Source organism: Bradyrhizobium vignae (assembly GCF_004114425.1).
In the GTDB taxonomy this organism is placed as follows: domain Bacteria; phylum Pseudomonadota; class Alphaproteobacteria; order Rhizobiales; family Xanthobacteraceae; genus Bradyrhizobium; species Bradyrhizobium vignae.
On sequence record NZ_RDQF01000001.1, the window covers coordinates 207505 to 220742 of the forward strand.

The 13238-nt window shown below is 64.7% G+C and carries 12 protein-coding genes; 6 read left to right on the top strand and 6 right to left on the bottom strand.

Annotated features, from left to right (window positions below):
* Positions 1-100 precede the first annotated feature (100 nt).
* Entirely contained in the window at positions 101-1681 is a 1581-nt protein-coding gene (locus EAV90_RS00915) for an ATP-dependent acyl-CoA ligase (protein WP_129142316.1), read from the top strand.
* A 114-nt stretch (positions 1682-1795) separates the two neighbouring features.
* On the opposite strand, the gene EAV90_RS00920 is transcribed toward EAV90_RS00915, so the two are convergent.
* From EAV90_RS00920 to EAV90_RS00930, 3 genes are all read right to left on the bottom strand, one after another.
* Positions 1796-2890, bottom strand: coding sequence for an HD-GYP domain-containing protein (locus tag EAV90_RS00920; RefSeq protein WP_122406287.1), 1095 nt, complete (start codon positions 2888-2890; stop codon positions 1796-1798).
* Positions 2891-3303: 413 nt separating this feature from the next.
* Positions 3304-5589 (bottom strand): xanthine dehydrogenase family protein molybdopterin-binding subunit, encoded by a 2286-nt coding sequence (locus EAV90_RS00925; protein ID WP_129142317.1) that lies wholly within the window; start codon positions 5587-5589, stop codon positions 3304-3306.
* Entirely contained in the window at positions 5586-6077 is a 492-nt protein-coding gene (locus tag EAV90_RS00930) for a (2Fe-2S)-binding protein (protein WP_036002624.1), read from the bottom strand. The genes EAV90_RS00925 and EAV90_RS00930 overlap by 4 nt, the downstream gene beginning before the upstream one ends.
* A 500-nt stretch (positions 6078-6577) precedes the next feature.
* Here EAV90_RS00930 and EAV90_RS00935 point away from each other — a divergent pair, with 500 nt between their 5' ends.
* The 4 genes from EAV90_RS00935 to EAV90_RS00950 all read left to right on the top strand — a co-directional run bounded on the left by EAV90_RS00935 (position 6578) and on the right by EAV90_RS00950 (position 9229).
* Positions 6578-7342 carry an alpha/beta fold hydrolase gene (locus tag EAV90_RS00935; protein WP_129142318.1) on the top strand — a complete coding sequence of 255 codons (765 nt, stop codon included), beginning with the start codon at positions 6578-6580 and terminating at the stop codon, positions 7340-7342.
* 24 nt (positions 7343-7366) lie between these two features.
* Positions 7367-7702 (top strand): hypothetical protein, encoded by a 336-nt coding sequence (locus EAV90_RS00940; RefSeq protein ID WP_122406290.1) that lies wholly within the window; start codon positions 7367-7369, stop codon positions 7700-7702.
* Positions 7703-7869: 167 nt separating this feature from the next.
* Positions 7870-8541, top strand: a complete 672-nt coding sequence (locus tag EAV90_RS00945; RefSeq protein ID WP_129142319.1) for a dienelactone hydrolase family protein — start codon at positions 7870-7872, stop codon at positions 8539-8541.
* 205 nt (positions 8542-8746) lie between these two features.
* The gene (locus EAV90_RS00950) at positions 8747-9229 is read left to right on the top strand and encodes a hypothetical protein (protein ID WP_129142320.1); all 483 of its coding nucleotides are present in this window, start codon (positions 8747-8749) and stop codon (positions 9227-9229) included.
* A 127-nt stretch (positions 9230-9356) separates the two neighbouring features.
* Here the strand turns inward: EAV90_RS00950 and EAV90_RS00955 are convergent, their stop codons facing one another.
* The 3 genes from EAV90_RS00955 to EAV90_RS00965 form a co-directional block, all read right to left on the bottom strand.
* Positions 9357-10103 carry a polysaccharide biosynthesis/export family protein gene (locus EAV90_RS00955; protein WP_129142321.1) on the bottom strand — a complete coding sequence of 249 codons (747 nt, stop codon included), beginning with the start codon at positions 10101-10103 and terminating at the stop codon, positions 9357-9359.
* Positions 10104-10388: 285 nt separating this feature from the next.
* Positions 10389-11045 (bottom strand): peptide-methionine (S)-S-oxide reductase MsrA, encoded by a 657-nt coding sequence (gene msrA / locus EAV90_RS00960; RefSeq protein ID WP_129142322.1) that lies wholly within the window; start codon positions 11043-11045, stop codon positions 10389-10391.
* Positions 11046-11201: 156 nt separating this feature from the next.
* Positions 11202-11519, bottom strand: coding sequence for a hypothetical protein (locus tag EAV90_RS00965; protein WP_122406294.1), 318 nt, complete (start codon positions 11517-11519; stop codon positions 11202-11204).
* Between the two features lie 423 nt (positions 11520-11942).
* Between EAV90_RS00965 and rpsT the strand changes: the two genes are divergently transcribed.
* Entirely contained in the window at positions 11943-12209 is a 267-nt protein-coding gene (gene rpsT / locus EAV90_RS00970) for a 30S ribosomal protein S20 (RefSeq protein ID WP_024338506.1), read from the top strand.
* Positions 12210-13238 lie beyond the last annotated feature (1029 nt).

Sequence of the window (13238 nt, forward strand, 5' to 3'; positions counted from 1 at the left end):
TGGGGTGCTCCGATTTGCACCCCGCGCCATCTGGTGGCAGGAAGACGCAATAATCCAAAGACAGCCGCCAGCAAGATGCAGGGCTGCACCGGGAGGAACCATGCCAGTTCAACAGACCGCCGCCGGAATCGTGAGCCCGTTCGACGGGCTCGACGTGCCCTGGCTGCTCAAGCTGCGCGCCGAGGTCCGGCGTGATCATCCGTTCCTGATCTGGGCTCCGTTCGACGCGCCGGCGCGGCGCTGGAGCTATGGTGAGTTTCACGAGCGGGTCGGCGCGCTTGCGGCGGGGCTCGCCAGGCGCGGCGTCAAGCCCGGCGAATACGTGCTCATTCACCTCGACAACTGCATCGAGGCGCTGCTGGCCTGGTTTGCCTGTGTCGAGTTAGGGGCCGTCGCGGTCACCACCAACACGCGCTCAGCGCCCGCCGAGATCGAATATTTCGCCGATCATTGCGGCGCGGTCGCTGCGATCACGCAGCCGGCCTATGCGGAAGTCGTCGCGCAGAATTGCCGCAACATTCGCTGGATGGCGGTGACCTCGCATGACGCCGGCACAGCGCCTGCGCAGGCGGTCTCACGCGGCGACGGTTTTGAATCCCTGTTCGCCGACAGCGCCGATCGTCCGAGGCGCGCGACCGATCCGCTCGCGCCGTGCAGCGTGCAGTACACGTCGGGCACGACATCACGGCCGAAAGCGGTGCTGTGGACCCATGCCAACGCGCTGTGGGGCGGCAAGATCAATGCCGCGCATGAGGACCTTCACGCCGAGGACGTGCACCAGACCTATCTCCCGCTGTTCCACACCAATGCGCTGGCCTACTCCATGCTGGCGGCACTGTGGGTCGGGGCGACTTGCGTGATCCAGCCGCGCTTCTCCGCGAGCCGGTTCTGGGGCGTCGCGCGCGAGCACGGCTCGACTTGGACCTCGACGATTCCGTTCTGCATGAAAGCGCTGCTCGAGCAGGAGATCCCGAAGGACCACAAATTCCGCCTGTGGGGCAGTGCGATCAACGAGCCGCCGGCCTTCGCCGCGTTCGGCGTCAAGATCATCGGCTGGTGGGGCATGACCGAGACCATCACCCACGGCATTGTCGGCGAGGTCGACCAGCCCAACATCCCGATGTCGATCGGCCGCGCCGCGCCGGAATATGAAATCCGTATCACCGGCGATGATGGACGGCCGACCGAGGTCGGCGACACCGGCAATCTCGCGATCAAGGGCATCCCGGGCCTGTCGCTGTTCGCCGAGTACCTGCACAACGAGAAGGCGACGCGCGAGAGTTTTGACGAGCACGGCTTCTTCCTCACCGGCGACCGCGTCGAGCGGCTTCAGAACGGCTTCATCAAGTTCGGCGACCGCGCCAAGGACATGCTGAAGGTCGGCGGCGAGAACGTCGCGGCCTCCGAGATCGAGCAGGTGATCGCGCTGGTGCCGGGCGTGCGGGAAGCTGCCGTGGTGGCGAAGAAGCATCCGATGCTGGACGAGGTGCCGGTCGTCTTCATCATCCCGCAAGGCGGCGTCGCGGGTGCTGCGCCGGACCTGCATGATCGCGTGATGGAAGCCTGCCGCAAGGGCCTCGCCGACTTCAAGCTGCCGCGCGAGATCAGGCTGGTCGACGACATGCCGCGCTCGACGCTGGAGAAGGTGGCGAAGGCGGAGCTGAGGAAGATGGTGGGGTGATCTAGTCGTTCCCGGGCGATGCAGAGCACCGAACCCGGAACCTCGAGATTCTCAGGTGCGCAATTGCGCACCATAGTTCGCGCTTCGCGCGCCGCGGAATGACGGATTAGATCGTCAGAACGACCCCAGCGCCACGGGCCGGAAGGCCTGCAGCAGCTGCTGATCCAGCTTGCCGCCCATGCCTTCCATCATCGCGAAGGCGCGGGAGTGGGTGAAGGGCATGCGGTAGGCGCGCTTCTCCACCAGGGCGGCGTAGATGTCGACAATCGTCGTCAGGCGCACGATGTCGCTGATCTGGTTCGACGACAGGCCGTTCGGGTAGCCGGAGCCGTCGAGGAATTCATGATGATGCAGCACCACGTCGAGCATCTCCGGCGGGAAGCCGCCTTGGGCAGCGAGCGCGTCATAGCCGCGGCGCGGATGCTGGCGGACCTCCGCCATCTCCTCGTCGGTGAGCCTGCCCGGCTTGTCGAGCAGCGCGGCCGGAACGAAGGCCTTGCCGACGTCGTGCAGCAGCGCTGCGCGCGTCAGGCGGCGCTGGTCGTCCTCGCGCATGCCGAGATGCTGGGCGAAAGCGACGGCGAAGCCGGTGACGAACAGGCAATGGCGGTAGCTGCCGACATGATGGCAGCCGACCGTGGTGAGCCATTCGCGCAGCGAGGAATGCTTGATCGCCTTCAGGATCTTGCTCTCGGCCGCGATGACGTCGTCGAAGGTCAGGGGCACGCCGAGCGGCAGCTTCTCGAACATCTTGGTCAGCACCGCGTGCGCCGCCGCGACGCCGCGGTTGAGCGTCTTGCCGCGATCGGTGGCGTCATAGGCGGCCGTATCAGGGAAAGCGGCGCGGATGCGCTGAAGGATCGCGTCCGCCTGGAGCGGCCGTGAGATGGTGTCGGTGGCCCCTAACGCCCAGGCCTGCATGGTGCCGTGATGCAGGGCGTCCGCGAGCACGAACAGCCGCGGCATCGAACGGTAGGCATCGCCGCGCAGCTTGTTGCGTACCCGCTGCACACTCTCGGGCGAGCGCAGGTTGATGTCGACCACGAGGCCGGAGAGATCGCGCGCCGGCTGGGCGGGAATCTCTTCCGTCGTCACCGTGGAGACGTCACCGACCGCTTTCAAGATGCTGGCGAGCTCGCTGCTCCCGTCGCTGCGATCGGAGGCGAGCAGAAGCCGACGGTTGGCGGCGGGTTTGGCTGAGGCGCTCATGACTTCCCCAAAGCACGGAACTGGATTTGGCGTCAGCCTAAGCCGGATCAGGTTCCCCGGGCCTTAAGAGGCGTGCTCAATGGAACCTTGGGGAATAGGGTGCAATTTTAGGGATTGGGGTTCCGGGAGGGGGAGCTTCGAAGCCGCGAAAACAACCCCATGCACAGTAGAACGGGCATTGATAACACAGAGGAATTTTGGATGCTGTCGCCCCACCCTCCGTTGTCGTCGCCCGGCTTGACCGGGCGACCCAGTACGCCGTGACGGCGCGGCTGAACCGAAAAGCCGCGGCGTACTGGATGCCCCGGTCAAGCCGGGGCATGACAGTGAGGGTGTGGAGGCGGCTTCCCCAAAACAGATCCGCCGGAGGTTACCCTCCGGCGGATCATCTCGTTTGGCGATCGCGGCTCAGCTTACGCCTTCATGCTCGCCTTCACGGCCTCCGCCGTGATCGGCAGGGCGCGAACACGGGCGCCGCAGGCGTTGAAGATGGCGTTGCCGATGGCCGGCGCCACCACCGTCACCGCGGGCTCGCCGACGCCGGTGGCCTTCTCGCCATTGGCGATCACGGCGACCGCGACCTCGGGCGTCTGGCTCATGCGCAAGGGCGTGTAGCTGTCGAAATTGGTCTGCTCGATGCCACCGTCCTTCAGCGTCGCCTTCTCGTACATCGCCAGCGACAGGCCCCACAGCGCCGCACCCTCGACCTGGGCACGAATGTTCTCGGGATGCACCTGCGTGCCGACGTCGGTTGCGACCGTGAGCTTCTTCACGGTCACCGCGCCCGACGGCGCCACCGCGACATGGGCGACACACGCCGTCCAGCTTGCAGTCGCGCGCTCCTGCGAGGAGACGCAGGCCACGCCCATGCCCTCGCCTCTCGGCAATTGCTTGGTGCCGTAGCCCGAAAGTCCCATCGCGGCGAGCAGGGTGTTGCGCAGCCGCTGCGCGCCGCCGTCGTTCTTGCCGGCGCCGTCGAGCAGCGAGATGCGGAACTCGGCGGGATCCTTGCCGGTCGCCGCCGCGATCTCGTCGATCATGCTTTCGACCGCCCAGAAGGTCCAGCCCGGCGCCACCGAGCGGAGTTGACCGGACGGTGTGGCGTTGTGCGCGAGCTCGTTCTTGATCGCGCGCACATAATGGTTGGGCACGGTGTAGAAGAAGTCGGCCCCGTTCACCGTGAAGGAATCGAGCGGGCCTTTCTTGTCGACCGAGGGCGTCAGGAAATCGGGGATTCCCCAGCGCGCGGTCGGCCAGGCCGAGACCACGTCGTGGCTGATCGCGATGAGCTTGCCATCGCCGTCCACGCCGGCCTTGACCTTTTGATAGGTGAGCGGACGCGAGAAATCCATCGTCATGTCGTTCTCGCGCGTGTAGATTACCTTCACCGGCTTGCCGACCGCCTTCGCTGCCTGCACCGCGGGGATCATCATGTCGGCATCGAGACGCCGGCCGAAGCCGCCGCCGAGCCACATCTGGTGCATGACCACGAATTTCGGATCAATCCCGGCGGCACCCGCGGCGATCGCGCCGGAACGCGTCGCGAACTGGTTGCCGGAATAGATGTGCAGGATGTCGCCCTTGAACTCCGCGGTGGCATTCATCGGCTCCAGCGGCGCATGGATGTTGATGCTGGTGGTGTACTCGGCCTCCAGCACCTTGGCCGCCGAACCCAAGGCAGCAACGGGATCGCCGTCCTTGACGAAGAACTGGCCGGAATCCTCCAGCTTCTGAAGCCGCATGGCTTCATCGAGCAGCGACTGGCTCGACAGCTTGGCGTTCGGGCCGTTGTCGTAGGCGACCTTCAGCGCCTGCGCCGCTTTCTTGGCGTTGGCGTAGGTGCTGGCCACGGCGACGACCCAGCCCGACGTCGTGCCGGTCTTGTCGTCGAGGGTGACGGCCTTGATGAAGCCGGGCACCTTCTTCGCCGCGCTGTCGTCGACCGATTTCACCGTGGCGCCGAAGCGCACCGGAGGCGTGACCACCGCGCCATAGACCATGCCCGGCAGCATCACGTCGATGCCGTACTTCGCCGTGCCATTGGTCTTGGAGGGGATGTCGAGCTGCGGCACCGAGACGCCGATCATGGTGTATTGATCGGGCGTCTTCAGCTTGATCGCCTTCAGCTCGTCGGGCGTGAAGGTTTTCGTCGCCTTTCCGCTTTTCACGACATCGGCGAACGACATCTGCTTCCTCGACTTGGGATGCACGATCACGGAATCGCGCACCACGAGCTCGGATGCCGGCACGCCCATCGCGGCGGCGGCACCTTCGGTCAATGCGATGCGGCCCGCGGCGCCCGCGCGGCTCATGGCGTCGAAGTTCATCATGGTCGACCAGCTGCCGCCGGTGATCTGCGCACCCAGCACGGGGTCGTTGAACTTCGGATCGTTGGAGGCGAGCGCCACGCGCATGTCGCTCCATTTCGCGCCCAGCTCCTCGCAGACGATCTGCGCCATGGTGGAGGCGATGTGCTGGCCCATGTCGGCCTTGCCGCAGGTCACGGTGACGAGACCGTCCGGCGAGATCGCATACCAGACGCTCGGCTCGAAATTGGCAGGCGCCGCGGCGGCCGCAGGATAGATGCCGGGCACGCCGGCATAGCCGAGCACGAGGCCGGTCGCGGCGGTGCCGACGAGGAAGGAGCGGCGGCTGAGATCCGTCGCCTCGGCAGTGACGTTCTTGACGTGCTTGTTCATGTGGGCCTCCGCTCGCTGGAGGTGGCGGATGCGGTGCGCATCTCGGATGCGGCGCGCATGATCGCCTTCTGGATCCGTGAATAGGTCATGCAACGGCAGAGATTGCCGTCCATATGCGCGACCACCTCTTCCTTGGTCGGATTGGGATTCTTCGCGAGCAGCGAAGCCGCCTGCATGATCTGCCCGGACTGGCAGTAGCCGCATTGCGGCACCTGCTCGGCGATCCAAGCCTTCTGCAAGGGATGATCGCCCTTGGCCGAGAGGCCTTCGATCGTGGTGATCTTCTTGCCGGCGACGTCGCCGACCATGGTCTGGCACGAGCGCACCGCTTCGCCGTTGACGTGCACGGTGCAGGCACCGCACAGCCCGGCACCGCAGCCGAACTTGGTGCCCGTCATCTGCAATTGCTCGCGGATCGCCCAGAGGAGCGGCGTGTCGTTCGCCGCATCCACGGACAGACTCCGCCCGTTGATGGTGAGTGTTGGCATAGGCGTCTTCCCCTGCCGGTGCATGAAGCCGCTTACGGCGGCAACTTGTGTGGCGGACGCCCACCGGGCCAGCGTCAGCCTTGCCGCGAGAATGATCGCGTTCAGGCGCGGAGGCAAATGCAATTTGGATGCAGTCGAACTATCTCGGCAGCCCGATGTTGTGCGTTGCGAGAGCAGGCGGATGCAGCGACTGGACGCAACAGAGCGTGTTGTCCGACATGCGTGCCATTGCGATCAGGTAGTTTCTTCGAGGTAACTTGGCGCGCTAGAGTGCAGCCGCAGGCGCGGACTTCCTTCTCCCCTTTCTTGTGGGAGAAGGTGGCGCGCGTAGCGCGACGGATGAGGGGTTCTCTCCACTCGCAAACCGCTCGTGAGGATGGAGACCCCTCACCCGGCTTTCGCTTCGCGAAGCCACCCTCTCCCACAGGGGGCCCACAGGGGGAGTGGGTGCACCGTCATCGAGGCGCGATAGAAAAGAAACGAGAAAGGCGCGAAAAACAATGCCTAAAATCAACCGGGACGGCGTCGAAATCTACTACGAGGTCCATGGCAACGGGCCGCCATTGCTGCTCACCCACGGCTATTCCTCGACCTCGACGATGTGGCATGGGCAGGTCGATGCGCTCGCTGGGGATCACCAGCTGATCCTGTGGGACATGCGCGGCCACGGCCGGTCCGATTATCCCGACGATCCGAACGCGTACAGCGAAGCGCTGACGGTCGGTGACATGGCGGCGATCCTCGATGCGGTCGGCGCGAAGCGCGCCGTCATCGGCGGCCTCTCGCTCGGCGGCTACATGTCGCTCGCGTTCTATCGCGCACACCCGGAGCGGGCCCGTGCGCTGTTGATCATCGATACCGGACCGGGCTTCAAGAACGACGACGCGCGCGAAGCCTGGAACGCGCGGGCGCTTGCGACGGCCGACAGGCTCGACCGCGAAGGCCTCGACGTCCTGAAATCGGCAACGCGCGAGCGCGCCACCGCGAACCATCGCAACGCCAGGGGGCTGGCGCTCGCCGCACGCGGCATGCTGACCCAGCGCGACGCCTGCGTGATCGAGTCGCTCCCCGACATCACGGTGCCCTCGCTGATCGTGGTCGGCGCCGACGACACGCCGTTCCTCGCCGCGTCCGACTACATGGCGGCAAAGATCCCCGGCGCACAAAAGGTCGTGATCCCCGCCGCCGGACACGCCGTCAACATCGATCAGCCCCAGGCTTTTGTTGACGCGGTCGTGCCTTTCCTGAAGAACTTGCCGGCATAGGGCGATCGAGCAGGGACGTAGGCGATGAAGCTGATGATGCTGGCCGCGGGCACGATGTTGCTGTCGATATCTGCGCAGGCCGAGCCGTTCGGCGCCGTGCCGCCGCGCCAGCCGTTCGTCACGACCTCGTCGAACAACACGCCGCTCGCCTTCGGCATGGATGCAGGAGAGACCGCGCGCGCCCTCGGTCAGCCGCTGCAATATGTACGGGGACGTGCCGGCAACGAGATCTACCTCGCTTTGCGCAACATCGGCGGCAGCGGCTTGCTCCCCCACCGCCACCGCCTGTTCTTGCAATTCCGCCACGGACGGCTGGCAGGATGGAAGGAGGATTACGGCGAGAACTGGATGTGGGAGTGAACCCTATCCCCTCATCCTGAGGAGCTTGCGCAGCAAGCGTCTCGAAGGATGAAGGCCCCGCTGCCGCCTCTCGGCCTTGCATCCTTCGAGACGCGCGCGAAGAGCGCGCTCCTCAGATGAGGAGAGAGAGCTGAATTTCGGATCGACAACCAAGAAGGACAACCCGCGTGGGACAAGACATCAAGCTGACGGCCTCCGACAATTTCCAACTCGGCGCCTATCGCGCTGATCCCTCAGGCACGCCGAAGGGCGCGGTGGTGGTGATCCAGGAGATTTTTGGGGTCAATCATCACATTCGCTCTGTCTGCGACCGGCTGGCCGGGGAAGGTTATGTCGCGATCGCGCCGTCGATCTTCGACCGGACGTCGCCGAACTTCCAGTCGGGCTATTCGCCCGACGAGATTGCGGAGGCGCGCAAGTTCGTGGCCAATCCGGACTGGGCCGCGATGCTGCGCGACACGCAAGCCGCGATCGACGTCGCCAGAAGCGTCGGGCCCGTGGGCATCATTGGCTTCTGTCTCGGCGGCAGCGTCGCCTTCGTGGCGGCGACGCGGCTGTCGGGGTTGAAGGCCGCGATCGGCTATTACGGCGGCGCAATCGTGCGCTTTGCCGACGAGGCGCCGAAGGTGCCGACGCAGCTGCATTTCGGCGAGAAGGATGCCGGCATTCCGCTCGCCGACGTCGAGACCATCAAGACCAAGCGGCCGGAAGTGGAGGTCTTCATCTATCCCCGCGCCCAGCACGGCTTCCATTGCGACGAGCGCGCCAGCTACGACAAGGCCAGCGCCGACATCGCCTGGCCGCGCAGCATGGCGTTCTTCGCGAAGCATTTGAAATAGGGCGCGCGACACTCCCCGCCGAATCCATCGGGCGTCAGCGATGGTAGCGCGATGGCTTCCGGGCTCGCGCTACCGCGCGCCCCGGAATGACAAGAATGACAAGAGGAGAGAGTTGCGCCGCCCCCGGAGCGGAAATCGGGTGGCTGCATCGTGCCGCCCGGCGATAGAGCTGGCCGGTCAAGCCAACTCACGCCGGGAGATCGCCATGCAGCAGGCAATCACGCACCTCGTCATCCGCAATCCGTTCGGAACCATGGACGTTCCATCTCCTGACGATCTCGAGGTGAAGGATTATGCCGCGACGGCATCGCTGCCCGGCGATGCTGCCGACGTCAACGCACCGGCATGGGCATCAATCGCGACGCGCTCCGATCCGATCGAGGGCGAGTGGCAGAGCCGCTGGAATGGCGGCGCCGATCCCACCATCGCCGGCGATGCGCCGGACAAGTGGAAGCAGGGCCGCGCCGAGATCCGCGTCTCAGCAGGCCGGATCTATCTGCGCTTTGACTGGGACAACGGCCGCCGGCACGGACTGATCGATGCGGCGCGCGACGGCGCGGATCGCCTGGTCGGAAAATACATCAATCTGACCACGCCGGCGATCACCCGGCCCTGGGTCGGTCGCGTGGTCGATGCGATGCGGATCGACGGATGTTTTCCGAACGGGCGGCTGGATTTCAGGCGGTGAGATTCCGCCGTCATTCCGGGGCGCGCGTAGCGCGAGCCCGGAATCCATCCGACGGCAGAGACGATGGAGAGATGGATTCTCGCGACTTCGTCGCGCCCGGAATGACGAGGGGGGCGCGGCTGAGGCCCTAGAACCAGCGCTCGCCGACGAACACGGTGTCGCCGGGCGCCAGGGGCGTGCCGAGCGGGACGACCGCGCGCATGGCGCCGCCGCTCTCGGTATGGGTGACGGTGACCACGTCGCGCTTGGCGCGCGGCGAGAAGCCGCCGGCGATGGCGACCGCGCTCTCGACTGTCATGTTCGGCACGTATGGATATTGGCCGGGCGCGAGGACCTCGCCGAGGATGAAGAACGGGCGATAGGTCTCGATCTCGACCGCCACCGACGGCTCGCGGATGTAGCCGTTGCGCAGGCGTGCGGCGATCTCACCGGCAAGGCCCGCCGTGGTGCGGCCGCGCGCCGGCACTGCGCCGATCAGCGGCATGGTGATGGAGCCGCCCGCGTCGATCGAATAGCTGTTGGTGAGGCCTTCCTGGCCGTAGACCACCACGCGAAGCTTGTCGCCGGCGTCGAGATGGTAGGAGGCGCCATTGCGCGCCGGCGCCGCCATCGGCGCGGCGTAGCCGACCGGCATCGGTGCGGGCGAAGCCGCAAAGGAATTGCTGAACGCCGCGATGGCGCCGCCGCCGTTGTTGGCGACGACCACTGGCTGCGGCGCGCTATAGGGCTGGCCATAAGCCATGGAATCGAGATCGGGCCGAGGCTGCACGTAGGCGACGGGGCTTCCGGTCTGCATGCAGCCGCCCAGGGCGAGCGCGGCGGACGCTGCCAAGGACGCCAACTTCGACCATCGAAACGCGCGTGCAACCGGCACCGGACCCATCCCTCGAAACGAGACAGCCGCAGTGATGCACCGGTTATGGTTAATAAAGCGTTGCGTGGGGGGATGGTCTCCAACCCTCCCCTGGAGGGGTCCGGGACGAGCGTAGCTCGCCCGTGGGTCGATCGCGCGCAGCGCGAGCGGGGTGGGGTGATCTCTCCACTCGGGCAGTATGCGATGTGGAGAGACCGTCACCCCACCCCCTCTCACATTTCGCTGCGCTCAATGTGAGCCGACCTTCCCCCTCCAGGGGAGGGTAAGCAAGATGCGTCGTTCCGCCTACACGCTCACGCCGACCCCGATCGGGCAGGACACGCCGGTGCCCCCCAACCCGCAATAGCCGGCCGGATTCTTCGCCAGATATTGCTGATGGTAGTCCTCGGCGAAATAGAATTCGCCGGCGGGGCCGATCTCGGTGGTGATGGTGCCGAGGCCCTTGGCGGAAAGCGCCTTCTGGTAGAGCGCCTTCGACTGCTCGGCGGCCTTCTTCTGCGCATCGGAATAGGTGTAGATCGCGCTTCGATATTGCGTGCCGACGTCGTTGCCCTGGCGCATGCCCTGGGTCGGGTCGTGGCTCTCCCAGAACGTCTTCAAGAGCTTCTCGTAAGCAATCTTCTTCGGATCGAACACGACCAGCATCACTTCGGTGTGGGCGGTGCGGCCCGAGCAGACTTCCTCATAGGTCGGGTTCGGCGTGTGACCGCCGGCGTAGCCGACGGCAGTCACGTGGACGCCGTCGCCAAGCTCCCAGAACTTGCGCTCGGCGCCCCAGAAGCAGCCGAGCCCGAACACCGCCTGCTCGAGGCCGGCGGGATAAGGCGGCTTCAGCTTCGCGCCGTTGACGAAATGGGTGGTTGCGGTCGGGATGGCCTGCGCACGGCCCGGCAACGCCTCAGTTGCGCTCGGCAGTGCGGTGGTCTTGCGCATGAACAGCATGACGGATCTCCGAAGCGAACTGTCCGTCGCCTGAGCCAAGGTGGAAAACCGGGCACGAGAAACCAGACAGCTCAGGCGGCGTGCTCGCGATGAGGTGGGACTATAGGCGTCTACGCGACGGGACGCAGCCGTGTTACGCGGCCGCCCGTTCCAGGCTCAGTCGCGGGAATAGCCGATCAACGGCTTGCGCGGACGGAACAGGATCATCAGGAGGATGCCGAGAATGCCGAGGACGGCAAAGACCGGCTGATCCAGCACCAGGCGGATCACCGAGGTCCAGAGCCAGGGCGCCTTGGCCTCGACCCAGGTGCGGAATGCCGACTGGCTGGCCTGATTGATGTCGTTCCAGAACTGGCCGAACCGGGTGAATTTGAGGTTCTGATCGGCCACCCAGCGGGCACCGTCATAGACCATGAAGATGAACCCGCCGGCGAGCAGCAACAGCCCAATCAGTCGGAAAAAGCCGCGGATCATGCCTCACCTGCGATGGCCGCCCGATCGAACGGCCTCCTGGAACGTTGCCAGCCAATAGCCGGGCGACGGCAGAAATTCAACCTCTTCAGGGCGTTACGGTGCCCATCCAGGCCGCCAAAGACCGGATTTCCGGCCCCCGAAAGCGTTGACGGTGCTGAAGACCCTCTCTATAAGGGCGGCAATTGGCGGTGGGCGCAATCCCGCCGCCGCTGTTCTTTGAGCAGTTGCAGGCACCTTGAGCCTCAAGACTCTCTCGAGCTTGAAGACTCCTTGGAGCCTCAGAGACAGCCGCAAGGCCGTCGCTCATGTTCCGGGAACGGCCCAGCAACCGAACACCCTAAATCCGAGCGTCGATTACGCGGTCAAGCAAGCCGGCGCTACCCGACCAAGACGCGACCGGTACCCGCAAAGGACATTGAGACCATGGCCAATACCACTTCCGCCAAGAAAGCGACGCGCAAGATCGCCCGCCGCACCGCCGTCAACAAGTCGCGCCGCACCCAGATGCGCGGCGCCGTGCGCACCGTCGAGGAAGCCATCAAGAGCGGCGATCGCGCCGCAGCCGTGAAGGCACTCGCGACTGCCGAGCCGGCGTTGATGCGCGCCGCCCAGCGCAACATCATTCACAAGAACAACGCCAGCCGCAAAGTCTCGCGCCTCACCGCGCAGATCGCCAAGCTCGCCAAGTAATATTGCGAAGCAATCTCGCGAGGTAGTCTCGCGCAGCATCTGATCGGTCGATCCGGTCAGCGCGTCAAACAGCCCGGCATTGCGCCGGGCTTTTTTGTTGACTGTCATGTTCGCGCAAGCAGCCACGCGCAGCCCGATCTTCGCTTGGACGATCTGCATCATCTGCGTTATTCTTCGTCCCGTAGTTCTACCGGACGCTGTACTGCAACAGCGGAAACCTCACTGCGTTGCAAAAACCCCTGTGCCGCGGGCTCCAATTGAATCGGCGGCCGAGAAGTTCTGCGCACCGTAAATTCACCGGAATGTGTGTCACGGTGGAGTTACCCTGCAAAACGAGTCTCGAAAAGCGATGACTCGATAATCACTTATCAACATAGCAGCGACAAGCATTTGGAAAATTCGCTCGCACGTGCAGCGCGTGACGAATTTGTAAAAAAATTTTGGCGGTGGCCGAGAATTGTCACACGACGCACCACATTTTCGATTCTGTGCACGGATTCAAAAACTTGCTTCGCAGCCTGTGAACAAGTCGCGCGCGGCGTTAACCGAGGTCAAGTTTTTTGGTGCCTCAAGTGTGAATCAATTTCGTTGCGAGTCTTTCCGCTTAGTGTATTCCTTAAGTGGTCAGCGGCGCCCACGATCTTCAGACCAGCGCGGTTTAGGAAACGGGGCGAGCGTGCAAATCGGCGGCGATGAGCACGTAGGCGACGCTTCAACAAGTGATGTCGGTGCAAAACCCATAGCAATATGGGAAGGGTAGTTTTTTGTCTGAATGTCTCCAGGCGGGATCTTCTCGCTCGCGCCAAGCGTATATGAGAGACATCGCAATGCTACCCCGGCACGCAAGCTGGGCGACGTCGAGCGGACGACCAGTACATTGGGCAGGCATCCGCGACAGGAGTACGGCGCGGTTGTCTTCAGGACACGCAGGACCTTGTCGTGAGCGATCACGGCAGGACGGGGAGGTATCATGTCTTACGGACTCAACGCGGTATTGAAGCACGTTTCCCATTCCAGCGATGCCGTTCC